20 protein-coding genes are annotated in these 26769 nt (G+C 49.4%); 10 read left to right on the top strand and 10 right to left on the bottom strand.

Features of this window, described 5'->3' with window-relative positions; all coding sequences use genetic code 11:
* Window positions 1–175: 175 nt before the first annotated feature.
* From J7439_RS11900 to J7439_RS11885, 4 genes are all read left to right on the top strand, one after another.
* Complete coding sequence (locus J7439_RS11900) at window positions 176–2656, top strand: TcfC E-set like domain-containing protein (RefSeq protein WP_209202018.1); 2481 nt, start codon at window positions 176–178, stop codon at window positions 2654–2656.
* Between the two features lie 150 nt (window positions 2657–2806).
* Window positions 2807–3793, top strand: coding sequence for a hypothetical protein (locus tag J7439_RS11895; RefSeq protein WP_209202017.1), 987 nt, complete (start codon window positions 2807–2809; stop codon window positions 3791–3793).
* A 660-nt stretch (window positions 3794–4453) separates the two neighbouring features.
* Entirely contained in the window at window positions 4454–5419 is a 966-nt protein-coding gene (locus J7439_RS11890) for a spore coat protein U domain-containing protein (protein ID WP_209202016.1), read from the top strand.
* Window positions 5420–5509: 90 nt separating this feature from the next.
* The gene (locus J7439_RS11885; protein WP_209202015.1) at window positions 5510–6013 is read left to right on the top strand and encodes a hypothetical protein; all 504 of its coding nucleotides are present in this window, start codon (window positions 5510–5512) and stop codon (window positions 6011–6013) included.
* A gap of 121 nt (window positions 6014–6134) precedes the next feature.
* On the opposite strand, the gene J7439_RS11880 is transcribed toward J7439_RS11885, so the two are convergent.
* From J7439_RS11880 to glnA, 6 genes are all read right to left on the bottom strand, one after another.
* Entirely contained in the window at window positions 6135–6845 is a 711-nt protein-coding gene (locus J7439_RS11880; protein WP_209202014.1) for a fimbrial biogenesis chaperone, read from the bottom strand.
* A gap of 158 nt (window positions 6846–7003) precedes the next feature.
* Window positions 7004–7498, bottom strand: a complete 495-nt coding sequence (locus J7439_RS11875; protein WP_209202013.1) for a hypothetical protein — start codon at window positions 7496–7498, stop codon at window positions 7004–7006.
* Between the two features lie 106 nt (window positions 7499–7604).
* Window positions 7605–9083, bottom strand: a complete 1479-nt coding sequence (gene glnG / locus J7439_RS11870) for a nitrogen regulation protein NR(I) (protein ID WP_209202012.1) — start codon at window positions 9081–9083, stop codon at window positions 7605–7607.
* 3 nt (window positions 9084–9086) lie between these two features.
* Complete coding sequence (gene glnL / locus J7439_RS11865) at window positions 9087–10160, bottom strand: nitrogen regulation protein NR(II) (RefSeq protein ID WP_286198314.1); 1074 nt, start codon at window positions 10158–10160, stop codon at window positions 9087–9089.
* A gap of 405 nt (window positions 10161–10565) precedes the next feature.
* Window positions 10566–11126, bottom strand: a complete 561-nt coding sequence (locus J7439_RS11860) for a DUF4124 domain-containing protein (RefSeq protein ID WP_209202010.1) — start codon at window positions 11124–11126, stop codon at window positions 10566–10568.
* Between the two features lie 259 nt (window positions 11127–11385).
* On the bottom strand, window positions 11386–12789 hold the full coding sequence (gene glnA, locus J7439_RS11855) for a glutamate--ammonia ligase (protein WP_101746446.1): 1404 nt from the start codon (window positions 12787–12789) through the stop codon (window positions 11386–11388).
* A 679-nt stretch (window positions 12790–13468) separates the two neighbouring features.
* Between glnA and thiI the strand changes: the two genes are divergently transcribed.
* The 4 genes from thiI (at window position 13469) to J7439_RS11835 (ending at window position 19324) form a co-directional block, all read left to right on the top strand.
* A complete protein-coding gene (thiI, locus tag J7439_RS11850; RefSeq protein WP_209202009.1) occupies window positions 13469–14926 on the top strand; it encodes a tRNA uracil 4-sulfurtransferase ThiI in 1458 nt (485 codons plus the stop codon).
* An 83-nt stretch (window positions 14927–15009) separates the two neighbouring features.
* Window positions 15010–15513 carry a dihydrofolate reductase gene (locus tag J7439_RS11845; protein ID WP_209202008.1) on the top strand — a complete coding sequence of 168 codons (504 nt, stop codon included), beginning with the start codon at window positions 15010–15012 and terminating at the stop codon, window positions 15511–15513.
* A 245-nt stretch (window positions 15514–15758) separates the two neighbouring features.
* Window positions 15759–18518, top strand: coding sequence for a hypothetical protein (locus tag J7439_RS11840; RefSeq protein WP_209202007.1), 2760 nt, complete (start codon window positions 15759–15761; stop codon window positions 18516–18518).
* A gap of 116 nt (window positions 18519–18634) precedes the next feature.
* Complete coding sequence (locus J7439_RS11835; RefSeq protein ID WP_209202006.1) at window positions 18635–19324, top strand: YccT family protein; 690 nt, start codon at window positions 18635–18637, stop codon at window positions 19322–19324.
* A 26-nt stretch (window positions 19325–19350) separates the two neighbouring features.
* Here the strand turns inward: J7439_RS11835 and argA are convergent, their stop codons facing one another.
* From argA to J7439_RS11815, 4 genes are all read right to left on the bottom strand, one after another.
* Window positions 19351–20715, bottom strand: a complete 1365-nt coding sequence (gene argA / locus J7439_RS11830; RefSeq protein ID WP_209202005.1) for an amino-acid N-acetyltransferase — start codon at window positions 20713–20715, stop codon at window positions 19351–19353.
* A gap of 94 nt (window positions 20716–20809) precedes the next feature.
* A complete protein-coding gene (gene argE, locus J7439_RS11825; RefSeq protein WP_209202004.1) occupies window positions 20810–21964 on the bottom strand; it encodes an acetylornithine deacetylase in 1155 nt (384 codons plus the stop codon).
* An 83-nt stretch (window positions 21965–22047) separates the two neighbouring features.
* Complete coding sequence (locus tag J7439_RS11820) at window positions 22048–23319, bottom strand: inorganic phosphate transporter (protein ID WP_209202003.1); 1272 nt, start codon at window positions 23317–23319, stop codon at window positions 22048–22050.
* 19 nt (window positions 23320–23338) lie between these two features.
* Entirely contained in the window at window positions 23339–24019 is a 681-nt protein-coding gene (locus tag J7439_RS11815; protein WP_209202002.1) for a TIGR00153 family protein, read from the bottom strand.
* 169 nt (window positions 24020–24188) lie between these two features.
* Between J7439_RS11815 and J7439_RS11810 the strand changes: the two genes are divergently transcribed.
* Together J7439_RS11810 and tfpB are read left to right on the top strand one after the other, a co-directional pair.
* Entirely contained in the window at window positions 24189–24827 is a 639-nt protein-coding gene (locus J7439_RS11810; RefSeq protein ID WP_209202001.1) for a CYTH domain-containing protein, read from the top strand.
* A 133-nt stretch (window positions 24828–24960) separates the two neighbouring features.
* Complete coding sequence (tfpB, locus tag J7439_RS11805; protein ID WP_353623051.1) at window positions 24961–26700, top strand: type IV pilus assembly ATPase TfpB; 1740 nt, start codon at window positions 24961–24963, stop codon at window positions 26698–26700.
* Window positions 26701–26769: the final 69 nt, after the last annotated feature.

The following is a 26769-nucleotide window of genomic DNA, read 5'->3' as shown; positions in this document are numbered from 1 at the left end:
GCAGAGCGTGGGAATGAGAATATAAACTCTGATATCTCTGTGCCGACCGCCAGGGATGTAGGAAGTGCTGAAAATACCGGAGCGATTTTCAGCATCGTTGTGGTTAAACAACCAGGATAGATCCCCCATTATGCGTCGTTGGAAGTGCATCATTCCAATACTATCTGCATTTTCCATGTACGCTTTCAGCCACATGGCGCAGGCTGACGACCCCATTTTTCTCGCTGCCACAAACCCACCCGCCGGTTTTGAAGAGCTCAGTGACACCCAGCAATCCCTGGTGGATATCTATTTCGGCAACCGCTATATCGGTTCCCAGCTGGCCTCGTTCAGCCCAGGAATTATTGAACTGCCCAATCCCGCCGAGCTGGTGCGCCAGATCGGTAATCTGAATGACCCAACCCTGATTGTCAGCACCCTGACCGGCGAACTGAACAGCCATGCAGATCTGGTATGTTTAACAGACTCCTCGCAAAACTGCGGTATTCTGGAATCACCCGTGGCCGGTGTCATTTTTGATGAATCCCGCTTCCGGGTGGATATATTTATCAACCGTCGTTTTATGCTGACCCGTGCCGCTGATGTGCGTAAATACCTGCCCCCTTCCGATGCGGGCTTTGCCCTGATGCAGAACTTTTCTGCCACCGTCAGCGGCTCCAGTGCCGAGGACAGCGATAACAGTTATACGCTGAATGGTCTGACCATGGCCGCCTGGAAAGAAAACAGTATCTACTGGAGCTGGGACTATTCCGATACCAATCACTTCTCCGTCAACCAATTCTACGGCCAGCGGGATTTTGAAGGGGTGGAATACAACGCTGGCCTGTTATCCACCAGCGGTTTTGGTCTGAACCTCACCTCTGACCAGCCCATGGTTGGCCTGCGGATTAATAGCTCCGACAATACCCGGGAAGACCTGGACTTCTCCGGTGGTATGCCAGTTGAAGTGTTCCTGCCCACCCGTGGCCGGGTGGAAGTGCGTAAAGATGACCGGTTGATCGACAGCGCCTTCTTCGAAGCAGGCTCCCAACAGCTGGATACCACCAGCTTTCCCAGTGGCGCTTACGATATTGAGATTCGTATACTCGATGAAAGCGGCAACCTGATCGCCACTGAAAACCGCTTCTTTGCCAAGCAGAGCCAGATTCCCCCCATCGGTGAGTGGCTGTTTTTTGCGGAAACCGGCCGGGTGGTCAACCGTCAAGGGGATAAAGCCCTGCCAGAGCTGACGGAACAGTGGCTGAACCGTGCAGGTGTCAGCCGCCGGGTGCTCGACACCCTGGCGGCCACCGGTGCCGTTGCCATCAATAATGACGATGCCCTGATGGAATTCGGGCTGTATCACTTTGGCTACCGCTATGAAATCTCGCCATCACTGATACTGGCGGATAATGGTAGCCGGGGTTTTACCGCGAACAGTCGACTGACCCTGGGAGACTTATCGCTTTCGGGCAGCTATCGTCGTTTATGGCACGATGAGTCACTGACAGCCGATGTTGATGATGATGGCAATGACATTCCCGGCCTGTTTGGCAATGCCTTTGAACAGCACTCGTTTTCCGCATCCATGCCCCTGTTTGATGGCAGCCTGGGCTACCGTTACAGCCTGAACCAGAGTTATGACAACAATAATGAAGAGCAGGACCCGACCCGTACTCACAGTCTGGACTATCGCCGTACCCTGTTCCGCACCTTTGATTACGATGGCGATGTGGCTCTGAGCCTGAGCAAATCCGGTGATACAGAGATTGGTCTGGTCAGCTTCAGTTTCCGTTACCGTGAAGATCGCTGGAACTTCCGGGCCACACCACGGGCAGAGATCAGCAAACGTGATGGTGCAACGGATAGCTCTGAGCGACTGCGGCTGTCAACGTCCTGGGATGATGGCGACTATCTGGATGGCGATCTGCGCTTTGACCTGGGCGTTGAAGGCGGTACCGGTGATGAACGCATGGATGGCAGCGTTCAGTACGCCAACCATTATGGCCGGGCCAGCTTCAGTGCCAGCCATACCCGTGGCAGTGACAGTAATACCACCGCCTGGGGTGGCAGTATGAGCACCAGCTTCCTGACCGATGGCGACGTGTTTGCCCTGGGGGGGGAAGAGCGTGCAGAGAGCGCCCTGGTAGTGAATCTGGATGGCCGCCCCGGTGATGTATTTGATGTCAAGGTAAACGGCCAGCGTCGTGGCTATGCCATTGCCGGCTCCCCGTCCATTATCGCCCTGTCACCCTACGAGCAATACCGGGTCAGCCTGAGCCCGGCCGGTGAAACCCTGTACAGCTTTGATGAGCGGGAAAAAACCGTGACGCTTTACCCTGGTAATGTAATGACACTGGATTACGAGGCCATTCCCCTGCAGCTGCTGTTTGGACGACTGTTGTTTAACGGTCAACCACTGGAAGGTGCCCGTATTAACGGTGGCCTCTACCCGGGCAGCACAGATGATATCGGGATGTTTCAGCTGGAGACCCGTGCCGATGTGGGCAACCTGCAAATAGAACTGGACAACGGCTGGCTTTGCCAGCTACCCGTTAAACCACTGGATGCCGGTTATGTGCTGCAGATGGGCACCATCGATCTTGCTGACTCCCAATGTTCACCATTGCTGGAAGGCCAGCTGGCAATTACCCGGCGGGATGATGTCGACGAATAATCAAGTAGTATGCAGAATGGTTTTTTCTTGTTCCCATGCCTTGCGCAGGAACGAGATTAGTGATTGTTTCCTCTCTGGAAGGATAACCGCTTGCTCAGCATAAGTATCAGTGCAATACATTCTAGAAATTATTTTTTCTTGATACTGTTATTGACTTTTTCACTACATGGTTTTGCGGACGCAGACTGTAACTCACAGAACTGCGATAACGTTGATAACTACTGGGTAAAAATTAAACGCCTTACTGATATTGATCTTGGTTCATGGACAGGGAATGATGTGGCAAGTGGCAAGAACCAGCTTGTGAATAAAAAAACCTTTTGTGCCATTTCTTACAGGGAGGATGGCAATAATCGAGTAATGTACAATCCTGAGCTGCAACTACAGGGCCCTACTGATGGAGATGCCAGACAGTTTATTGTCAGCAATGACGGAAATCAGATACCACTTACCATTCATCTTGAGAGGTTTTCAGAGAATGATGCACCTCAAACTCCTGATCGCTTCACTCCTGGTTCTACAGTCACACTAACAGGAAATAATGAATACCGCCTGTGTAGAGAAAATGAGTTATCTGTCACAGTTACTGCCTATAAAGACGATATTATTTCTGCCGGTGCGACAGGTATTTACAGTGGTATCTTTAAAATGCAAGCAGGGTCGGGAACATCCCCGGAAAGCCCTGGGCCTGTTTTTATCGAATTTTCAATAACCCTTAATGTTGCTCCCGCGATTCTGATCTCAGGACTCGAGGATATGCTATTGTCGGCAAAAACCGGGCAGGATATTTCGGAATCTCAAAAATTTTGTGTCTATGCCGCAAGCAGGAGCAAGTTCAAAATAAAGGGGCTCAGCAGGTTTGGCTCGGGTGCTTTTCAGCTTGATAATAATGGTCAAACTATCGAGTATAACCTGACTGTCGGGCCGTCAAATAATAATGGGGCTGGTAACAGAATTACCCTTGTTGAAGGTGGTGATTTTGTCGGCCGTCCGTCATGGAAAGGAGATCAACAGCTGGATTGCGGCAATGATGAAAATATGATGCTGACTGTATCGATTAACAAAGCATCACTTGATAGCGCTAATTCAGGGCTGTACCAGGATACCGTTACGCTGATTGTTACTCCTGAATCGTAGACATTAAGGAATTTTTCCTGATGCTATAGCTGTATCCCTCGTTCTCTGGCTCGTAGTGACTGTCGCTGACGGGTTGGTGTTACGTGTTGTGGGTCTTGAATTGGAACCACAAAGAGCACAAAGAGCACAAAGGAAAAGAAAAGCTCTTCTTCGTGCTCTTTGCCGTGAAAAATATTTTGCGTAACCATTTTTCATCCCTGAGGGTGGCGCAAAATATTGTCACGCGACATGGGCATTTGTGTCCTTTGTGGTTCAAACAGTAGCCACTGCCAGATGCTTAATGTCTACCGTAGGACTCCTGAATAGCGGGATTGATAAAAATATCTCCCATTCCCATGCTCCTGCGCAGTAATGCATACCGATATTTCCATCGTTACCACTTCTTTCGCTTACCTTATTACTCTGGGAAACTCCGGTAGACACTCCCTCAGATGACAGGGCGAACGAAGAATAACAGCAAGAAACCGAACATCTTTAACAGGTTCAAGAGCAATTATCATAAAACAGGGCAGTAAACACACCTTATAAACTGACAAGTTATTAGCAGATTTTCTGGACAAACAGTACAGATATTGTACTGTCTGCAAAAGCATCCTTACCGATTATTCCGTGGTAGTTGGCAGGGATATACGGAGTGAACTTAGCGCATGGATAATATTTATGTATTTATGTACCAAGTCAGCAACGACCAACCTCTGCTATCTCATGTTTTTATTATTGTCACTCTCCCTCCCAAGCCAGGGTGCGTTCAGATTTCTGGGCAGTAATGCGGCTAATATCGAAATTCCCCTGGACTGGGAGGATTCACAGTTTGAGGTTCCGGTAAATGTGACTCTGCAGTCCTGCTTTGGAGACAGATTCGATGGCACTTTCTTTCGTGGTTGTGACTTCTTTCAGTTTGAGCAAACATACAACCTCAGAGGCTCTGACTTCACATTTCTACACCAAGAGACCAACCAGATCACTGAGGACATTGTGATTGGCCAGGTCAAATATAAGCAAGGCAGCAATGATGAAATAAACGTAAATAATGACTTCTCAGCTGGGCTTACCCCTGGCCAATACCAGGCTGTCGATGGAACATTGACGTTTACCATCTTTAATAATGCCCTGGAATCCACACTTCCTGGATTATATATCTCCAATTATTCTCTATTTGGGCAGGAAACCAGCGGCTTTATTTCTGCCAGTGACGATGTAGACCTGCTATTCAAAATCAGAATTCCAGATAGAGTCAGGATTAGTGGCCTTAAAGACATAGAGATGACCGCGGAAGGCAACCAGGCTATTACCAGCGAGCCTATGAGCTTCTGTGTCTTTTCTCAGGGAGGTACAGACTTCAAACTCAAAGCGACCGGTAAAAATGATGCCAATCAGCAGTTTTATCTGTCCCAGGGTGGAACGCCCGTTAACTATAAAATTATGCTTCAACCAGCTCTTCAGCCAGGTATTAAACAGAGCCTGTCTCCGGGTGTTTTTATTGAAGATCTGGCAGGATCTGATAGTCAGGACTGCTACAGATATACGGCAAATAATGTGCAGATATTCATCGATATTCCCGGTAATCAAACCCTTGCCACGGGTGTATATAGTGATACCGTCACTCTGACGGTTATACCTGAGTAAACGGGTCAATGAGCTTTGTCCCAAGTGATTTGCATTTCCTCTAACCTGGTCTAGCTTTGACACTCCAGACAAGTAATGAGGATGATAATAATGACCGTCGAACGGTACGAATTCCGGCTGACCCGATTAGAAGAAGAAGTGAGGGAGCTGCGTCGTAACCAGGTGGATACCAGTAAAGGGGTGGATGCCCTGGCCAGCCATATAAAAAAACATCAGGACCTGCTGCTTTCCAACCATAAGGCCATTGCCGACCTTGAGCAGGTGGTGCTGACGCTGACCGGTGATCTCAAAACCTTATCCGTTAAAGTGGATCAGAACCATATTTCCATGGAGAGCTATATTGACCGGCGAATGGAGTCTTTTGAAGCGTCGGTGAATCAACGTTTTGACAGGGTTGAATCGGATGTATCTGAACTTAAATCGGATGTATCTGAACTCAAATCGGATGTAGTCGAACTTAAAGCAGATGTGGTCGAACTTAAAGAAGATGTGGTCGAACTCAAGTCTGATGTTTCAGGACTCAAATCAGATATGTTTGAGGTGAAGTCGGATATCGCTGAGATTAAAACGCTGCTTAAAGCAAAACTGGTATAAATTTGTTTCCGGGTCTCTGGTAATCCTGTTCCCAAGATTAAGGCAGGATCCCAGAGAGTTCTGTTAAGGAACTCTCGAATCATCCCACCAGGAGTGTCACCAAGCGACAAATCGCCTGTATTTACAGAGAAAACTTCTGAGTCTCCTCAAACTCACCATCGAACAGGCCATACTGAATAAACCCTTTGCCTTTGGCTGCACCCTCCGGCAGAGGCATCTCCCAACTTTCACCGGCATAAATACGAGTACCGTCGCTCAGGTCAGTACAGCTCTCTTGTGCATTACTGGTGCAGTATTTTCCATTACGAAGCACCACGTTGATATTGCCGCTATTGGTAAACGTCATTTTGCCATTATCTAATTTACCGTCCACTTTATACTCAGGGTTCTGAGGACGGACAAAGACCAGGGCCTGATAGGCTACCAGCAGTTTGATGGCGGTTTGTTTGGCTTCCAGGTCACCAACCACAGGACGGAAGGTTACCCGATAGACCAGCTCTTTATCTTTAGGGGTTTCCAGACTCACCAACCTGACGGTTTTACGGCCATTGGGCGGAATAATAGCTTTTCCCGGTGTGGCCAGCAGTTTGATGTCATTAGGGTCTGTCACCCGAATACGTTCTTCCTGCTCCGTACCGGGATTGATGACGTTGTACACTTCGGTTTGCAGGTAGAGATTTTCTTTATCCGGATTGGAGACCACCACATCCTGCCGTGGCAGCTGGTCTGGCTTGAAGTAGACGATCATACGATCAAGAGACATGGTTGCCAGCACTTGTGAGCTGGCGATAAGAGTGGCCAGCAGGCAGGCTCCACGGACAAGGCGTTTCATGAACATATAATGGAGATTCCGATTTGCCCCGGGCCAAACTTCGCTGCATAACCCAGGAAAGTTTGAGACGACAGGGGATGAACAATATTCCCCTATTCTATTGCCACGAAAAATAATCTCAAATGGGTTTTATTGCCAAAGTTGCCTGAAACTTATCCTTACTCGGCATGGATCAATAACGTCGCAGGCTTTTTTGAACCCTGAAAGCCGGTTAGCGGCTGGGCAATCAATTGTCGGCTGCTGTTACGGCAGTCGTTTTCAACACCAAACATGGCGGAGGGCTGCCCGGTAATCCGGGTTTCTCCCGCTGGCTCAGAGACTCTTAAATCAACACCGTCGGCACCGCTGGAAGCCAGGCTGAATTGGGATAAACCACGCCCTGAAACACAAAGGGAAACCGGGCGATCAAAACTCAGCGTGCTGGTTGGGATAATAACCGGATTACCGTTTTCATCCGTTGTACTCTCATCCACAATGGCAACCTGAGATTGCAAGGACGGGTAAACAATCAGTGTGATAGAAAATGAGCCGGTGGAAGTGTTACCCAGTTTGCCCTGGGTGGCTGCTTTAACGTTTGTCAACGAAGTGGCGGTAAATATACCGAATAAGAAAAGTGCGCCAATTCCCTGGCGCAAAGATAGAGTCCGTTCCATGATTCTACTGCCTTACTGCTACATCCTGTTTTCAGTATAGGCAGTGTGAAATACGAACTATTAACCTTACGTCCTGTCAAAATTCCTTATATCAGGAGTAAGCTTTTTAACCAACCAGCTCTTCTTCTATGGGCGCTGAGGGTTCTTCCAGAGGCCCAGAGGGCTCCAGGTTCAGCTCCTTGATCTTCCGGGTAAGCGTATTCCGGCCCCATCCCAGTAATTCTGCTGCATCTTTTTTACGGCCTCCGGTATGGGCCAGTGCAGATTCAATAACAATGGTTTCAAAGGCTGGCACCGCCTGATCAAGGATGCCGACCTGACCCGCTGCCAGCTCACGATCACACCATTGGCGAAACAGTTGCTGCCAGCTGCCATAGCCGGTGACCGAACCCAGGTCACTGTCTCCCTTATCCGTAAACTCTGGGGGCAGGTCAGAGACCAGCACTTCACGGCCAGAGGCCATCACGGTTAACCAGCGACAGGTGTTTTCCAACTGCCGGACGTTACCGGGCCAGTCCAGGGTGCTGATGTAACTGGCCGTTTCCGGGTGCAGGATTTTCGGTTCCACTTCAAGCTCTTTGCCTGCCTTGTCCAGAAAGAAGCGTGCCAGTCGTGGAATATCTTCACGACGATCCTTAAGCTTTGGCAGATGTACCCGGATAACATTCAGCCGGTGAAAAAGGTCTTCACGGAACTTGCCTTCTGCCACCAGTTTTTCAAGGTTCTGATGGGTCGCTGCAATAATTCGCACATCCGCTTTAACCGGCGTGTGCCCACCCACGCGGTAAAATTCGCCATCGGCCAACACGCGCAGTAGGCGGGTCTGGGTATCGGCGGGCATATCGCCAATTTCATCCAGAAACAGAGTACCACCACCGGCCTGTTCAAAACGCCCACGACGCATGCCTCCGGCACCGGTAAATGCGCCTTTTTCGTGACCAAAGAGTTCAGACTCAATCAGGTCCCGGGGAATCGCCGCCATATTCAAGGCAATAAAAGATCGGTCCGCCCGGGGGCTGTGGCGGTGCAGGGCCCTGGCCACCAGCTCCTTACCAGTACCGGATTCACCATTAATCAACACGGTGATGTTGGAGTGCGACAGGCGGCCAATGGCACGAAACACTTCCTGCATGGCCGGGGCTTCACCGATAATCTCCGTAGACTCCTCCTGTTGCAGGGAGGCCTCCGGAACCTGTGCCTCAGCCAGTTGTTGCTGGCGATGTTCCTGACCGCGCTTGACCAGCGCTACCGCTTCATCAATATCAAAAGGCTTCGGCAGGTACTCAAATGCACCACTCTGGTAGGAAGACACAGCGCTGTCCAGATCCGAGTGCGCCGTCATGATAATAACGGGAATATCCGGCTTCCGTTCATGAACGGCCTTCATCAGTTGCAAACCGTTCATGCCCGGCATCCGGACATCACTGATCAGAGCTTCCGGTTCACTGTGTTCCAGCGCAGTCAGCACTTTTTCCGGCGCATCAAAGGATTGTGTTTCGATGCCTGCTGAATTCAGGGCCCGCTCCAGAACCCAGCGTATTGCCTGGTCGTCATCCACGATCCAGACTTTGGAACTCAAACTCATACCTCACTCCTGTGTCATATCCAGCGAAAGCGGTTCTCTGGTGATGGGTAAGAACACGTTAAAAATGGTTTCACCCGGCTTACTCTCACACTCAACCAGCCCCTGATGCAGGCTGATGATGGACTGTGCCATGGGTAACCCCAGGCCCGTTCCATCGGCACGGCCACTGATCATGGGGTAGAAAATATTGTCGATCAGATCAGGCGGAATTCCTGGCCCGTTATCAATAATGGACAAGTGACAAACCAGCCGCCGTCGCTGGGTGCCGATGGTAAATTGTCTGGCAATACGGGTTCTCAGGGTGATCAGGCCTTCAGAGCGCGGCATGGCCTGATCAATGGCCTGCATGGCATTGCGTACCAGGTTCAGAATGGCCTGTATCATTCGTTCAAAGTCACCCGGTATATCGGGAATACTTGGGTCATAGTCTCGCTTGAGCCTGAGTTCTCCACCGGTTTCGGCATTGATTAACTGCATCACCCTTTCAAGTACTTCATGAATATTCAGGTCTTCCATCTTTGGTGGCTGAAGCGGCCCCAGCATCTGGTCGACCAGGTCACGGAGCCGATCCGCTTCCTGAATAATAATCCCGGTAAATTCTTTCAGCCCCTGGTCATCCAGTTCCCTGGCCAGAAGCTGAGCTGCGCCACGAATACCACCTAGTGGATTTTTTACTTCATGGGCCAGGCCCCGAACCAGAATTCTGGAGGTTTCCTGCTTGGCGATCAGTGACTCTTCCCGGGTAATTTTCTGAACCCGGTCACGGGGATTGATTTCCAGAAGCAGCCTTGCTTCCCCGCAAGTGATGGGTGAAATGCTGTAATCCACATTGATCATCTCCCCATTGATGGGAAAGTCGGTTTCCCGACGGGTAAACTGCTGATACTGAGACAGACTGCGATCCAGATCAGCCTTGAAGTTTTCTTCAGGAATCACCGTGGTTACCGACTGGTTCAAAATTCTTTTCAAACTGGTATCCAGCAGGGTTTCTGCCGCCGGATTCAGGGTAATCACCCGGAACTCCCGGTCAAGCACCATTACCACGGTATTCAGGTTATCCAGAATGATGTTTTGCATAGTTCCTGTTTCAGGGATTATCTCTTCTAAAGAGCCAGGTAAAAGCTGCTTCATGGTCAGGTATTGTTATTACTTTTATATTTCAGGCTCTGTTGACCTGAATCTGATGAGAAACGGTATTGGCTATCGTTAATGCAAAAACCAAACCACCATTGATGGCAAGCCAGACTTTTTACAGTGAAACTTCCAACCTGCCTTATATTGCATCTATCCGGGCCATATCGCGTACCATCGAAAAGATGTTCAAACGTTAATTCCAACTTGCCAGCTGTAATTGCACCATAATAGTGCATTCATGTGATCAGAGCACCAGGTTTATGGAGCTTAAATTAGCGAGACTATGGGCTGGTTTGAAAGCGTGGGGAGTAAAGCCTATAACTCACTCTCCCTTTTTTGGTGCAGCCGTCAGGAGGCAGGAGGGTTTATAGATACTGCGGGAATGAATAAGGTTCGATGGACATGGATCGTATTGCTGGACGACTGAATGACTTTGGCCTGGTTATCAATGATCTCCACGGCAAGGTTGTGGGTACCACGCTCAACATTTTCGAGTTCAAAGGTTAAATTTCGCTTGGGGCCCGCCACCACCTTACCATCAAGCAGCAGACGAACTTTGTGACCATCAAGGATTTTTGGCGCTGTGACAATTTTTACCGTGAAATTTCCCTGGTTACGCACCGTGGCATTATTGGCTGGCTCTATAATTTGCAGTCTGCCGTAGGGCTTCTTGCTCACTTTTTGAGCAGGTTTTGGTAATTCAGGCTTATTCTCCGGTGCTGGAGACATTGGCGTAATCGGGCGTAACCTGACTTCCTCACTGGGCTGATCCGCAGGTCGGGAGTCAGTAAAGATCACATTTCCGTCCTGATCCACTGTTTTATAAATAGTGCCAAACGCAAAGTTCACTGATACCAGAGGCAGAATCACCGCCAGAAAAGACCAAACCATTGCCTTTTTTATATTCATGAGCCTCTTGCCTTAGTGAAGTCATATCCGGCTTATATCGTGTTGAGCACTGGTTAGCTTAATAGTTACCAAGACTTTTTAACAGGTAGTAACGGGGAAAACGTATGCTGGTTATTGCTTCCCGGTAATGGCCCCTGTGTACGTCTGCCACCTGCATCCATTCAGTCGTGCATTTACAGAGATCACCAGAAAGAGAAAAGCCAGAACTTTCGCTCTGGCTTGAGGTTAAACAACGACTTATCCGGTCTTGGATGATGGTTTAGACAGAGTAGTACAGATCAAACTCTACCGGGTGAGTTGTCTGGCTAACGGCAAGACACTCTTCCTTCTTGAGTTCAATGTAACCATCGATCATGTCGTCTGTGAATACGCCACCGGCCGTCAGGAACTCACGGTCAGCGTCCAGGGCAGCCAGGGATTCTTCAAAGCTGGCAGAAACCGTTGGGATCTCGGCCGCTTCTTCTGGTGGCAGATCGTACAGATCCTTATCAGCCGCATCGCCAGGATGGATCTTATTCTTGATCCCGTCCAGACCCGCCATCATCAGGGCAGCAAAGGCCAGGTATGGGTTGGCAGTGGGGTCAGGGAAACGTACTTCAATACGACGGGCCTTAGGGCTGTTCACGTAGGGAATACGGATAGAAGCAGAGCGGTTACGGGCCGAGTAAGCCAGCATAACCGGAGCCTCAAAGCCCGGGATCAGACGCTTGTAGGAGTTGGTAGAAGCGTTGGCAAAGGCGTTGATGGCCTTGGCATGCTTGATCACACCACCGATGTAGTACAGAGCTTCTTCAGACAGGCCTGCATAGCCGTCACCAGCAAACAGGTTCTCACCGTTCTTGGACAGAGACATGTGAACGTGCATACCGGAGCCATTGTCGCCTACCAGTGGCTTCGGCATAAAGGTAGCGGTCTTGCCATAGGCATGAGCAACGTTATGCACTGCGTACTTCAGAATCTGAACTTCGTCAGCTTTCTTTACCAGGGTGTTGAACTTGACACCGATTTCACACTGACCGGCAGTACCTACTTCGTGGTGATGAACTTCAACGTCAAGGCCCTGGGCTTCCATGGCATCACACATGGCGGCACGCAGATCGTGCAGGGAGTCAACCGGTGGTACCGGGAAGTAACCGCCCTTCACTTTTGGACGGTGACCGATGTTGCCGCCTTCAAACTTGGCGTTGGAAGACCATGCCGCTTCTTCTGAATTCACTTCGTAAGAAGCACCGGAGATATCAACGCTCCACTTAACGTCGTCAAACACAAAGAACTCTGGCTCAGGACCAAAGAACGCAGTGTCGGCAATGCCGGTAGACTTCAGGTACTCTTCGGCACGCTTGGCAACAGAGCGTGGGTCACGCTCATAACCCTGCATGGTGGATGGCTCAACGATGTCACAGCGCAGGTTGAGGGTGGTGGCTTCAGTGAATGGATCGATGACAGCCGTGCTGTCATCTGGCATCAGAATCATGTCGGATTCGTTAATGCCCTTCCAGCCAGCAATAGAGGAACCGTCGAACATTTTGCCGACTTCGAAGAATTCGTCGTCTATTTCACCAATGGGAATCGATACGTGCTGCTCTTTACCCTTGGTATCGGTGAAACGCAGATCAACCCACTTAACGTCATGTTCCTTAATCAGGCTAAGAGTCTTCGACATTTATTATTTCCCCTCTGGAGGACAAAAAAACCGGACAAACACCGCACTGGCGACCAATGAGATCAGGCGGTTTACTGATCAATCTCTTTGCAGTCTCATTAACGAGCAGCCAGGAGATTCGCTTGCTGGACCATGAGCAATAGCTATGCCACATTTTGCAACTTGATCAGATGGGATGGACAAAAACAGTGCTTTTCAATGAAACCTCTGAAAAAAGGCAAACATTGAGCAAAAAGAGACCGGGAAACAGCCAGATACCAGACCGGTTCACACAGTTTTTGCTTGCCTTATCCTATTCAGGCTGCTCAAAGTACACATGCTCACGATTCTCACGCACCTGAACAATGCAAGGCACCTTGAGATCCGGAAAAAGCCCGCCCGATTCGGTGCAGAGAAAACCATGAGCGCACCAAATAAGTGCAAGCAGCTTTTACAACACCCATCTGACCAAACAGCGGCTGACAGTGTAACCCCTTTGACAAGGGATTTGCAGCATTACTTACCGGCATAGAGACAAATACCGATTACGGTCCATATAAGCCGGTTTTTCGGGGCCATCCTGCAACGTGCTACAAGGGTGCCAGAGTTCTCGGTTATTCGGTATAATGCGCTGTTAACGAATGGTTAAGTTATCCGTCCTACCCGCCTTGACTAGCCAGCCCACAAGGTCTCCTGATCCATGAAGTTCATCATCAAACTGTTTCCGGAAATCACCATTAAAAGTGCCCCGGTAAGAAAACGCTTTATTAAAATGCTGCGTAAAAATATTCGCACCATTCTCAAGCGTGTGGATGAGAATATCGATGTCTGCGGTGTATGGGATCATATAGAAGTCACGACCGGTAGCAATGATCAGATCCTGATGGCAGAGGTCGGTGACCTGTTAAGCCATATCCCGGGCATTGCCTACTGGCTGCAGGTGGCAGAGCACAAGCTGGTCAGCCTGGACGATGTTCTGGAAAAAGCCGTTGAGGCTCACTCAGAAACACTGGCGGGCAAAACGTTCTGCGTTCGCTGTAACCGCACCGGCAAGCACGATTTCCAGTCCATTGAGGTAGAGCGATTTGTCGGTGGCGGTCTTATCCAACAGACCGAAGCCAAAGGGGTCAGCCTGAAAAATCCTGAAATAACGGTTCGTATTGATATCAAAAATGACCGCTATTTTATGACCCAGAAGCGGGGAGCAGGTCTGGGTGGCTATCCCCTCGGGTCTCAGGAGCCGGTTCTCTCGCTGATTTCAGGCGGTTTTGACTCTACGGTGTCGAGCTTCCTGACCATGAAGCGTGGCATCCGAACTCACTTCTGCTTCTTCAACCTGGGTGGGCATGCCCATGAGCTGGCAGTAAAGGAGGTAGCTTTCTACCTGTGGAACCGCTTCGGTTCTTCTCGCCAGGTAAAGTTCGTTACCATACCTTTTGAAGGCGTTGTCGAAGAAATACTGACCAAAGTGGACAACGCCCAGATGGGCGTTATTCTCAAGCGAATGATGCTCAGGGCCGCCAGTAAGGTGGCCAAAGAGATGGAGATGGCTGCACTGGTCACCGGCGAAGCCATTGGTCAGGTTTCCAGCCAGACACTGCCAAACCTGGCGGTGATTGACTCGGTAACCGATGCCCTGGTGCTCCGGCCTCTGATTACCATGGATAAGCAGGCAATCATCGATATATCCATACAAATCGGTACTGAAGAATTTGTTCGTAATATTCCGGAATACTGCGCAGTGATCTCGAAAAACCCTACCACCCGGGCCAAGGTTGAGAGAATTGTGGCAGAAGAGGAGCGGTTCAACTTCGATGTACTCGAAGATGCAATTCAAAGCCGGAGAACGGTCTCTATCCACGACATCATTGCGGATGACCTGACCCGGGAAGAAGTTGAGGTGGTTAATGAAGTTCATCAGGGTGAAGTGATTATCGATATTCGTCACCCCACTGAAGAAGAGATAAAGCCATTCACCATGCCCGGACGCGAGGTGGTGATCATTCCCTTCTATCAGCTGCGCACACGTTTCCCGGAGCTGGACAACAATCGACATTACCTGCTCTACTGCGAAAGGGGTGTAATGAGCCAGCTGCATGCCATGCACCTTCGGGAAGAAGGGCATAAGAATGTTGGCGTATTTAACCCGAAGCCGTAAATTTTCTACCGGGAAGGCACACCGATTTACACGCGTTGTCTTTGTGGTTCACAGCTGTATGGTTCAAAAAAGGAGTAACATGGATGAAACTGGCCCTGATCGCTGCGGTGGCAGACAACAACGCCATTGGCATCAATAATAAAATGCCCTGGTATCTGCCGGGAGATCTGCGCTACTTCAAAGCGGTTACCATGGGAAAGCCTGTGATCATGGGCCGGAAAACCTTTGACTCCCTGGGCAAGCCTCTGCCAGGCAGAACAAATATCGTCATTACCCGGGATCACAACTGGCACCACGAGGGAGTCAGTGTAGTTCACAGCCTGGATGATGGGATTGCCCTGGCGGAGGCGGCTAACCTGATCAACGGTAACGAAGAAATCATGGTCATTGGTGGCGAACAGATCTATCGACAGGCAATTGATCAGGCTGACCGGCTTTACCTGACCCGGGTGTATCAAAGTTTTGACGGTGATGCCTTTTTCCCGGACATCAACCCGCAGGAGTGGCGGGAAATCTCCCGGGAAGACACCCAATCAGAAGATAAGCAGCCACTGACTTACAGTTACCTGGTGCTCGACAGGGCCTGAATATCAGCGCCTGTCGTTTTTCCTCTTCCCCCCCTTGGCATAAGCCACATTTCCTGCCGCCTCAGATGCAGGAAATGCCCTTTTCTCCAATTCTGATTGTCTATAGTTAGTTGAACAGCTTGTCATGTTGCGTGGAAAAACTGTCTGTTGTCTATCTTGTTCGCTGGGCAGACAAGGCATCATTTTTACAAATAATCAATAAGTCAATTCAAGCCTTGAATAAGGGTTACCTTAGGGAATGAGGAATGCCCCGGATACCATCAACAGATCATATCTCTTCGCACCGCGCAGGATACCCGCCATCCGAACCCGGTAAAGGTCAACACGCCACGGATACCCGGGAAATAAAATCGGTTGAGACCACCATTCAAGCGGCTGAGCATATTGAATCCAGGCACTGGCATAACCGTTTAATCTCTTTCTGTAAGGAAAAAATAAATCGCTTTATTCACCCTGCCCCCTCAATGAAAGTGAGTGATCTGGTTGATGATCTGACCAAATACAATCCTGAGAACCCACAGAAAGTACTTGCTGCATTAAAACTGCATGCTGGCCACATCAAGCTGCATCGATCAGAAGATGGCAGACTGGGTATTTCGGATGGAAAGATCGCTATCAGCACAGAAACGATGGAAGCTGTCGTCAAATCCACTCAACTCAGCACCATGGATATGGCCTATGAGTATTTACGTAAAGGTAAAACGCCACCTGAAGGCTTCCTGCAACAAGTACTACTGCCGCATATCCATAGAAAAATTCGCCTGGCAATGCGGTATGAAAAAACCTCCGGGCTACCAGTCATGCAGCAACAACTTCAGGGAAGAGAGCAATATGGAATATATTCTGAGCAACAATATGAATATATTAAAAACTTATTAATAAAGGTTGGCATAAAGGATGAAAAAACGTTCACTTTTGAACGAATGCTTGAGTTTAAAAAAGAGTTACGAAACAATCTGGTCCTGCCCATTGAGGAACAAAAATCAGCAACCGACAATAAAGTAAAAAGTATTGACAGCAAAGCCCTCAATCATCAGCAACCGCCACTTCCTCAGCTACCTGAGCCGAAGAGAACAGGTCATTTTATCGAGAAAGAAGACCGTAAACATATTCAACAACTGGCTTCAGGAGAACGTTTTTTTGCAAATATACACCTTAAAGATGTTGGCAACAGAATAAAGAGAAATATCTTACGTAACAAACGATATCAGATTTACAATTTCTTTATTTTACTGACTGGAGCCATCCTCACAGCTATTTTCCCACCCGCTGGAATCGCCATTGGTATTGCCGTAGCTGTCGGACTGATCACTGATCTGGGTTACATCGCTTTCTGGTCTTCCAGTACCGAACTCTGGCGCAGGGTCAGGATGGTCAGAGGACTTAAACAAATAAAAAAATACGCTGATTTTGACTATACCAACTTTGATAAGTCAAACGACAAGAAAAGAAAAAAGCTAATAAATAAACTTCGTTATCGATGCACTCATAAAACCTTTTCACAGATATACAACGCTTATGCCGATCTCGAAAAGCAAGCAATAAAACTCAAAACAATGGCAGAAAAAGAACAGAAGACTCTGGCAGAGTCTATTGCTTTAGAGAAAGAGAAAGCACTGTATTTTGAGCGAAGAAAAAAACTGAAAGCCAATTTGTTTTACTTTGACAAGCTTATCGAGAATGTCGTGATCAGCCGCACCATTCTTGAAAACCGGCATATAAAGGATCTGGAAGATCTGTGGAATTCAAAATTTAAAGATATGCCTTCTGAAAAAAGGGAAGAACTGTTCAAGAGTGTTACCACAAACAAAAAGTTAACCATTCACGGCTACCAGATAAAAACCAATAACAAAAACTGGATGCAGCAAATCATTCCTCACTGGATGAATCCAGCTTGGAAAGAAGAAAGTCAACCGGATTCTGAAAATTCGGGAATTGAGCCTAAAAAAGAATCTACGGCCTTTAAATCAGCCGGGATTTTGAAAAGTATGATTCAGGATTTTTTCTATACCCAAGTCAAAGGAACCTTATATAAAAATCTGGTAAAAATTTTCAAAATAGCTGGAAAAAGAGGAAGTACCATCAATATAACCCCTGTCGCTCCAAAGATCACTTTGAGTGGAGTCTTGTGCTATGTGGCTTTCTTTTTTACGGATATGGCTGCCGATCATGCAAATACCAAAGTTAATAAAAAGAGAATGGCAAAAATCATTAAAAAGCAGTCTGATTATACCAGACAACTGTTTGGCAAACGGCTAAGAACAGGGCGTGAGGAAGTTGGTACGCTACGCTCACTGGCCAAACAGGAATTGGAGCCAATGGTTGATCATTTACTCCAGTCGATAAAATCAATGGAAAAAATTGGCAACAGCCTGGAAGAAGCCAAACAGAGAAGTGAGCTTCTCAACAAAGGGCCGTATGAGTCAATGAGTGATGAAGAAGCCGCGATAATTATCCTTAAACATGCCGCCTTACAACAGTTGCTTGATCAGGAAATTAACAGTGCATTCGGTACATTCTATCGTGTTGTTCAGGAAAAAAGCGCAAACTGGAACAAGCAAATAGCCAAAACACTGATTGGTAATAGTGTACGGGTTATTTCTACTGTATCCGAAGGCCAGGAACGCAGATACATACCAAAGGCTGCCGGTTTGAGAGAATCGGCGGATCAGCATTCTCACAATGAACATCAGCGTTTATCATCTGAGGATTTCTTGTACTCTATCCGAAACCAACCCTGTGGCCGTCTGATTATTCGGTTTCGTACAGGAGAAATATCAGAAGGCCTGGCACTCAAGGAGATCAGAGAACTCGATAGTCTGGACGAACTGCTTGACTTAAGAACCTGGATTGAAAAAGCACAAAGAGAAGGAAGTTACCAGAAGCACGAAGAAACTCTCAGGCTGTTCCACAGCATTATTACTTATGTTATTGGTAGCAAATATAACGCTTCTCAATCCCCTCAACACCCAATTGGCAATCAGCGCCCGATTGGTCCGGTTTAGCCATGTACTGGCCATCGATAGCAACCCGCAGGCCCGAAAATTCGGAAAACAACAATACGAAACGGTAGTTGTACCAACCTATAATCGATAGATTATCTATAGGAGAACACTGCCTTATGTTTGTACGTCGTCTGTTGGGTGCTCTGTTGATATCCACTCTGGCCATGCCGGTTATTGCTGACAATACACTGGTACTGCCTGAGAAAACAAAGCTGCTGGTTCTTGATGGTAAGGATGCCGATCATCTGGGCAGCAAGAAGGACCTCTCTCTTGGCAATGGCCGTCATCAGTTGGTATTTCAGCTGAAAACGCTGGTGAGGGACGGTGGTGATACCAAAATGTTTACCACCAGCCCGTATATCATGACGTTTGACCTGTCTGGCGATCAGACCTACACCATTAATGCCCCGAGACTGAAAACAACAAGAGATACCGATAAACTGTCACAGTCGCCAAAGGCTCAATTCTCAATTACCAATTCCAAAGGTCAGACGATTCCCTATGAATTCAGCGTGCTTAATAAATCCGGGCTGTTAATCGGTGGAGACACGGTGGAGGATATCCAGAAGTTTAACCTGTCTGACAGTCCGGCGGCTGTTCGGGCAATGGCCGGAACCGTTTATATTGCTAACCCGCAAGGTGTCTCATATCAGGTTGCTCAATCCAGGCCTTCTGTCATGCCAGCACCGGCAACGGCTCAGCCAATGAGTGAAAGCATGCTGCAGTACTGGTACAACCAGGCAGATGAAACAACCCGTGAGCGATTCCTTCAGTGGATTTCTGACAGTAAAAAAACCGGGAAGTAGTCCACCCGGTTTTTGCCCGTTTTCAGTTAACCTATCGTTTTCATAAGAACCTTTGACTGCCTTTTGGGGTTATATTTGGCTTTAAGCTCTGCCGGCAAATCATCACAGGCAACTTCAGCAAATTCCCGCTCAATAAACCAATGGGTAGTCTGGGTGGTCATGACGTAGATTTCGTTCATGCCCTGTTCTTCTGCCAACGCTTCAATATGGGCGAGCAAACGATCACCGCGCTGTGCATCGCGATATTCAGGATGGACCACAACACAGGCCAGTTCTGCTGCGCTGGTACCATTTTCATGGTACGGATGAAGAGCAGCACAGCCGATGATCATCCCATCCAGCAACACGACACTGAACAGCTTTATTTCCCGTTCCAGCTCTTTTCGGGAGCGACGGCGCAGTATGCCTTTTTCCTCGAAAGGACGGATCAGTTCAAGAATACCGCCCACATCCTCAATGGTTGCTCCACGGACTTCTTCGTAGTGATCCCTGGAAATCAGCGTACCGGCACCATCACGGGTAAACAGCTCCATCAGCAGCGATCCATCATCCTGATAGCTGATAATCTGAGCCCGTTCGACACCATCGGAGCAAGCGGTCACGGCGGAGGACAGCAGTCGTCTGGACTCTCCAGTCTGCGACTCAAGTTCATTAATGGCCTCATGGGGAGAAATTCTATTGATCAGATTCCCCTGATGATCAAAAATCCCCTGCTGCTCAGCGTAAAGTATCAATTTTTCAGCTTGCAGACTGATGGCGGTCCGGGTAGCCACTTCCTCTGCTTCAATATTGAAAATCTCTCCGGTGGGAGAAAGCCCGAGGCAGGAGAGTAACACCACATAACCACTGTCCAGCAGATGATCGATGGCCTGACTGTCTATCTTCCGGACTTCGCCCGTATGCTTAAAATCGATACCATCAAGCACACCCAGGGGTTTGGCGGTCACAAAGTTACCACTGACAACACGAATCCTGGCACCATGCATGGGCGAGTTCACCAGCCCCACCGAGAGCCTTGATTCAATCAGGGCTCGCATATTTCCTGCAGCATCTTTGACACACTCAAGGCTCTGCCTGTCAGTAACCCGTCGTTCATTATGCAGTCTGCCATTGCCAGCCCCGCCCTGATGAATAACTGTTTTAATGCCACGTTCCCGTAAACGCTCATCAATCTGAGGGCGGGCACCGTGTACCAGCACCAGTCGGACACCCAGGCTGCTCATCAGTGCAATATCACTGATGATATTACCAAGGTTGGGGTGAGCCAGCGTTTCACCACTGAGCATGATCACAAAGGTTTTCCCCCTGTGGGCATGAATATAGGGTGATGATTGACGGAAAAACTTCACGTACTTTTCTACGTTGTCTGCTGAATGTTCCTTTTTTTTCACGCAAGCCACACTTGTTTATCCATGACACACTCTATTAAAGGCCGCCCTGAGCATCACATGCTCAGGTTATAAGAACATCGTGCAGTACTTCTCTTCAAGATAAGCAGTACTGCCTGATCAATGACTGCAAAATAGCAATCATTGGCTTTATCCGTTCCTGTGAGAGGTATTCATCTGGCTGATGAGCCTGATCAATATCACCTGGTCCCAATACCACGGTATCCATACCCAGTCGGCTAAAGAATGGAGCCTCAGTAGCAAATGCTGCGACTTCTGCCTGATGCCCTGTCAGCTTCTCACAGGCAGCAACCAGACCCGAATTCTCAGGACCGGCAAAAGCTTCAATAGCCGGTGTAATTGCTTCGAGTGAGATCTCAACCTGATCCGCTTCAGCAATTGGTAAAAGCCTCTGACGAATTTGCTGCCGCAGTTGTTCACTGTCCATCCCCGGCAGCATACGAATATCGAAGTCCAGCTGGCACTGCCCACAAATCCGGTTAGGGTTGTCGCCACCATGAATGCAACCCAGGTTCAAGGTAGGGGTCGGAATGGTAAAGCCAGGGTTCTGATAACGCTCGGCCAGTTCGGCGCGAAACTGCATCAAGTCAGTGATCACCTTGTGGGCTGTCTCCATGGCATTACGGCCCAGTGCCGGATTACTGGAATGGCCTGATTGCCCGAGAATCTGAATACGCTCCATCATAATGCCTTTGTGCATATGAATAGGTCGCATCCCGGTAGGTTCTCCCACCACAGCATACCGTGCTTTTGGTCGACCAAGTTCCGCCAGGGCACGAGCGCCATTCATTGAGGACTCTTCATCCGCCGTGGCCAGAATGATCAGTGGTGCTTTCAATGGCCTGTCCAGATACCCCCGAACGGCCTCCATGACCAGGGCAAAGAAGCCTTTCATATCGCAGACGCCCAATCCATAAAACCGGCCATCTCTTTCTTCCAGGGCAAACGGTGAACTTTTCCACAGGCTGTCATTGTAAGGAACCGTATCCGTATGCCCGGCCAGTACCAGGCCTCCCGGGCCACTGCCAAGAGTTGCCATCAGGTTTGCCTTGTGGGGAGCCCCGGGCAGGGGTTGAATCTCACACTGAAACCCCATCGCTTCCAACCACACCGCCAGCTCATTGATAACCGGCAGGTTACTCATATCCAGATCAGGAAGGGTTGAGCTGACAGAAGGTATCTCGATCAATCTTGAAAGTGCATGCTGAAATGTTGGCTGCTGGCTGCTCATAACCCTGATTACCACCGTCTAATGAAGGGAGTCTCTTAAGATGATAAACAGGGCAGGCCTTATTGGAAACTAAATCCGGGGCTTCAGCCAAAAATCAACTTGAGGCAGTGGAAGAAAATAATCGCCAGGATCGCTCCTGCTGGCAGAGTGACCAGCCAGGACATAAAGATGGTGCTGATAACGCGCAGGTTCAAAGCACCAATCCCCCTGGCCAGCCCCACGCCAAGAACCGCACCAACCAGCGTATGGGTTGTGGAGATCGGCAAGCCAGTGCCGGACGCCATCACCACCGTAGAGGCGGCCGCAAGCTCTGCAGCAAAACCCCGGCTGGGTGTCAGCTCGGTGATATGAGAACCTATGGTAGCCATGACCCTATAGCCCCAGGTCGCCAGCCCTGCCACAATACCTACAGCACCCACCAGCAGAACCCAGGGCGGAACGGAAGACTTGCCGACAATTTCACCACCACTGATCACCACACTGACAACCGCTGCCAATGGCCCCACCGCATTGGCCACATCGTTGGAGCCATGGGCAAAGGCCATGGAACAGGCGGTAAAAATCATCATAACCCCAAAGACTTTCTCCACACTGGAGAAATGAAACGACATATCCGCCTGAATATCTTCCTTTATTTTTGCCAGCGCCATCTGGCCAATAAACATTATGACCAACCCGATAATCAGTGAGAGCACGGTGCTTTCGGTATAATCCAGCGGCAAGCCAATATGCTTGAGGCCCTTGATCAGCGTCACCATCGACATCATGAAACCAACCAGAAACATATAAAGGGGCATATAGCGCTTGGCGTTTCTAAAGGGGTTTTCAGTATCCAGAATCAGCTTCTGCACGCTGACAAAAATCAGGAAGGCGAACAGCCCTGACATCAGGGGGGAAACAACCCAGCTGCCAACAATGGCTGCCACTTTTCCCCAGCTGACGGTGTCGGCAGAGATACCAACAGCCGCAAAACCGACAATGGCCCCGACAATAGAATGGGTAGTGGACACCGGCCAGCCGTAATGCGTAGCGATCAGTAACCAGGTGCCCGCAGCCAGCAGCGAAGCCAGCATGCCATATACCAGCAGATTGGGATTCTCGGCCAGAAGGGGTATGGATGGGTCAATAATCCCCTTGCGTATGGTTTCAGTGACCGACCCGCCCGCCAGATAGGCACCGGTGAACTCCAGCAGGATGGCGATACAAATAGCCTGTTTAACCGTCAGGGCTCCGGAGCCAACCGACGTCCCCATGGCATTGGCAACATCGTTGGCCCCAACCCCCCAGGCCATAAAAAACCCAAACAGACAGGCCAGGATCAGGAAAACTGTGCCATATTCAGCGATAATACTCATCAGTCTGCATCCGGTTCAGTTAACGGGCCAGCAACAACTGGAGGTAACTACCAACACGGGAAGCCCGATCCGCAAGATCGCCCACCCATTCGATAATTTGATACAGAAACATGACGTCAACCGGTGGCAGCGTTTGCTCAAGATCAAACAGCATACGGCGTATTTTTACCTGGTCCTTGTCAGTTTCGCTCTCAATGTTGTCCAGCTCTTCAACCATTTTTTCCACCAGATCAACTTCCCGCCCCTGAAAACCCGTTTCCAGAAGCTCGTCCAGCTCATGAATGGCTTTCAATGCCTGTGCAGTTGTGGCAATTGAAAGGCGTACATAGGTAATGAATGCTTCGTGCATGGATTCAGGAATAACCATCTTTCTTCCTACCACAAGGCCTGCAATGTCCTTGGCACGGTTAGCCACTTTATCCTGAACGGTCACGATTTCCAGCAGATCGGTACGGGGAACGGGGAGAAAAAGGCTTTTGGGAAGTGACCGGCGGATACTTCGCTTGATGGCATCCGCTTCGTGCTCAAATTTGGTGATTGTCTGCTGAACCTCACAAGCTGTCTCCCACTCTTCGGCAAACACTGCCTGAAAGAATGGCTCCAGCTGTAACGCACATTTGTAAACAGTGGAAATGTGCTTTTGAATAGGTCCTATTGGTGAGCGGCCGAAAACACTCGCCAGTATGTTGCTGGTAGGCATTTTTCAAATCCATCCGGTTGAACGCCTGATTATAGAAGGCCGTTTCAACTCCTGCACAGATGTGCATCAGCTGGCGCACAGAGCACAGAGTGCCTTTACCCGTGAACCTATGATTTTTATATAATTTCTCCGTCCGATAGAATTTGACAACCGCATTGTGGATAAGAAAATGAGCCAGGAAACCGAATTAAAGCTCTCTGTGCCTGCCGATCAGATTGAGCCGCTGAAGAGTCACCCATTCTGGCAGGAACATGCAGTACAGCCATCAGAAACCCTTCACCTTGGGAATACCTACTTTGATACCCGGGACCTGAGACTCAACCAGGCCAGGGTGGCTTTGCGGATTCGTGAAGTTAACGGGCAATATATCCAGACTCTGAAAACCCGGGGAGAAAGCATCAATGGCCTGAGCCGCCGGGGCGAATGGGAGTGGCCGCTGCGCACCAATAAACTGGACGGGCAGGTTTTGCCGCCTGTCTGGCCCGCTGAGCTCAGTGATATATCGATAGAGCAGCTCAAACCTCTATTTACGACCGACTTCTACCGCACTCGCTGGCTACTGGTCTGGCAAAGCCCTTTTGCCAGGGTTGAGGCGGCACTGGATCAGGGGGCGGTAACGTCAGGCACTGTTTCCAGCCCTATTTGTGAGCTGGAACTTGAACTGATGGAAGGCGATGAGTCTGCACTAATGGCCATCGCCTCTGCCCTGCCGCACAGCTTTGAACTCACCCCGTCTGACCAGAGCAAGGCTGAACAAGGTTTCCAACTGATAGCCAACAGGCATTGCAACACTGAGCCGGGCAAATGACAGGAATTTACTGAAACAATAAATCCATTTGTCCCCACGCCGAAAAAAAAGAGAGAATATAAGGAAATTCCAGCTGCAAACGGTATTTCACGTGAACAATAATAAAGCAGATGGCCTGCAACACAGGGAGCAAATGCTGGATCTGGCAATGGTTGTGTCTGACCTGGTCAGAAGCAAGCATATAGAGCAGGCAACAGCTGATGATATTCTCAGCCGCCCACGCACACCTGAACAGGTCCGTCTGCACCCCCTGGAATACCTTGCTGACCTGGAGCTGGATGATCTTTGTCATCCGGGTAACAAGCTGGATATTGAGCGCCTGTGTCAGTGGCTCGCCGAACTGGCTGGTCAGGATTACTGCCACATCGATCCTCTCAAGATTGATGCTACTGCCATTACCCCCATCATGTCCCATGCCTTTGCCATGCGACACCAGATCCTTGCCGTCGAGGTGACCAGCACTGAGATAGTGGTGGCCTCTGCCCAGCCATGGCATCGGATCTGGGAAGACAATCTGCGCCATGTTAATCGCCGGGAGATCCGGCGGGTGGTTGCGAATCCAACCGATATCCGGCGTTATACCGTCGAGTTCTATCGTCTGGCCCGGTCAGTGATGGGAGCCAGCTCGGAGGCTGGTGTCACTTCTACCTCGCTCAATAGCTTTGAACAGATGCTGGAGCTGGGCAGCATGAAGGCTCCGGATGCCAACGATCAGCATATCGTCAACATTGTTGACTGGCTGCTCCAATACGCTTTTGAACAAAGAGCCAGCGATATCCACATTGAACCCCGCCGGGAACAATGCAATCTCCGCTTTCGAATTGATGGTGTACTGCACTCGATTTATCAGATGCCAGTCAAAGTCGCCGCAGCAATGACCAGTCGCCTGAAAATTCTTGGCCGTATGAATGTTGCCGAAAAGCGCAAGCCGCAGGATGGACGGTTGAAAACCCGTAACGCCGATGGCTATGAGGTCGAACTGCGTTTATCCACATTACCTACCGCATTTGGTGAGAAGCTGGTGATGCGGATTTTTGACCCGGAAGTGCTGGTAAAATCATTCAGCGATATGGGTTTCTCCAGAGAAGATGAACGGCGCTGGAAAGCCATGTCAGGCCAGCCCAACGGTATCATTCTGGTGACTGGTCCCACAGGCTCTGGTAAAACCACCACGCTGTACTCAACACTGAAGCAGCTGGCCACGGATCAGGTGAATGTCTGTACTATCGAAGACCCTATTGAAATGGTGGAGCCTGCCTTCAACCAGATGCAGGTGCAGCACAACATCGACCTGACCTTTGCCTCAGGGCTTCGGGCACTGTTAAGACAAGATCCTGACATCATTATGGTGGGTGAGATCCGTGATCTTGAAACCGCCGAGATGGCAATTCAGGCCGCTCTGACCGGGCATTTAGTCATTTCTACCCTGCACACCAATGATGCGCCCTCTGCCCTGACCCGTTTGCTTGAGCTTGGTGTTCCCCCTTATCTTATTAAAAACACCGTGCTCGGTGTTATGGCACAACGCCTGGTCAGAACCCTCTGCCCGAATTGCAAAGTGAAAGCGCCGCTGGACACCAGTGGCTGGAAAGCCCTGACTAACCCCTGGCCAGCATCGGCACCCTCAGAAGTTTATCAGCCTGTTGGTTGCCTTGATTGTCGTGAAACGGGTTATCGTGGGCGTGCCGGCCTCTATGAGATTTTAACCATGAGCCCTCAGCTTAAAGATCTGGTTAATGAAAATCCTGACATTACACTGCTCAGCCAACAATGTATCAAGGAAGGCATGTATAGCCTGAGACAATCAGGTGCACAGAAAGTTGCCGCTGGAATGACCACCATAGAAGAAGTGATGCGGGTCACTCCCGAGTGAGCCCGGCAGGCTCCATGTCAGGGAATGGCTTTCAGGGAAAAAATAACAAATCATAAATTCAGGGCCTTT

This window comes from Salinisphaera sp. G21_0 (genome assembly GCF_017744115.1).
GTDB lineage: Bacteria > Pseudomonadota > Gammaproteobacteria > Pseudomonadales > Endozoicomonadaceae > Endozoicomonas.
This window is presented reverse-complemented; position numbering and strand designations above follow the sequence as displayed.

What these genes read in the sequence shown, in the direction of transcription:
- J7439_RS11900 (WP_209202018.1), top strand. Translation starts at nt 176, where the DNA reads ATGTACGCTTTCAGCCACATGGCGCAGGCTGACGACCCCATTTTTCTC.
- J7439_RS11890 (WP_209202016.1), top strand. Translation starts at nt 4,454, where the DNA reads ATGTATTTATGTACCAAGTCAGCAACGACCAACCTCTGCTATCTCATG.
- J7439_RS11885 (WP_209202015.1), top strand. Translation starts at nt 5,510, where the DNA reads ATGACCGTCGAACGGTACGAATTCCGGCTGACCCGATTAGAAGAAGAA.
- J7439_RS11880 (WP_209202014.1), bottom strand. Translation starts at nt 6,845, where the DNA reads ATGAAACGCCTTGTCCGTGGAGCCTGCCTGCTGGCCACTCTTATCGCC.
- J7439_RS11875 (WP_209202013.1), bottom strand. Translation starts at nt 7,498, where the DNA reads ATGGAACGGACTCTATCTTTGCGCCAGGGAATTGGCGCACTTTTCTTA.
- glnG (WP_209202012.1), bottom strand. Translation starts at nt 9,083, where the DNA reads ATGAGTTTGAGTTCCAAAGTCTGGATCGTGGATGACGACCAGGCAATA.
- glnL (WP_286198314.1), bottom strand. Translation starts at nt 10,160, where the DNA reads ATGCAAAACATCATTCTGGATAACCTGAATACCGTGGTAATGGTGCTT.
- J7439_RS11860 (WP_209202010.1), bottom strand. Translation starts at nt 11,126, where the DNA reads ATGAATATAAAAAAGGCAATGGTTTGGTCTTTTCTGGCGGTGATTCTG.
- glnA (WP_101746446.1), bottom strand. Translation starts at nt 12,789, where the DNA reads ATGTCGAAGACTCTTAGCCTGATTAAGGAACATGACGTTAAGTGGGTT.
- thiI (WP_209202009.1), top strand. Translation starts at nt 13,469, where the DNA reads ATGAAGTTCATCATCAAACTGTTTCCGGAAATCACCATTAAAAGTGCC.
- J7439_RS11845 (WP_209202008.1), top strand. Translation starts at nt 15,010, where the DNA reads ATGAAACTGGCCCTGATCGCTGCGGTGGCAGACAACAACGCCATTGGC.
- J7439_RS11840 (WP_209202007.1), top strand. Translation starts at nt 15,759, where the DNA reads ATGCCCCGGATACCATCAACAGATCATATCTCTTCGCACCGCGCAGGA.
- J7439_RS11835 (WP_209202006.1), top strand. Translation starts at nt 18,635, where the DNA reads ATGTTTGTACGTCGTCTGTTGGGTGCTCTGTTGATATCCACTCTGGCC.
- argE (WP_209202004.1), bottom strand. Translation starts at nt 21,964, where the DNA reads ATGAGCAGCCAGCAGCCAACATTTCAGCATGCACTTTCAAGATTGATC.
- J7439_RS11820 (WP_209202003.1), bottom strand. Translation starts at nt 23,319, where the DNA reads ATGAGTATTATCGCTGAATATGGCACAGTTTTCCTGATCCTGGCCTGT.
- J7439_RS11815 (WP_209202002.1), bottom strand. Translation starts at nt 24,019, where the DNA reads ATGCCTACCAGCAACATACTGGCGAGTGTTTTCGGCCGCTCACCAATA.
- J7439_RS11810 (WP_209202001.1), top strand. Translation starts at nt 24,189, where the DNA reads ATGAGCCAGGAAACCGAATTAAAGCTCTCTGTGCCTGCCGATCAGATT.
- tfpB (WP_353623051.1), top strand. Translation starts at nt 24,961, where the DNA reads ATGCTGGATCTGGCAATGGTTGTGTCTGACCTGGTCAGAAGCAAGCAT.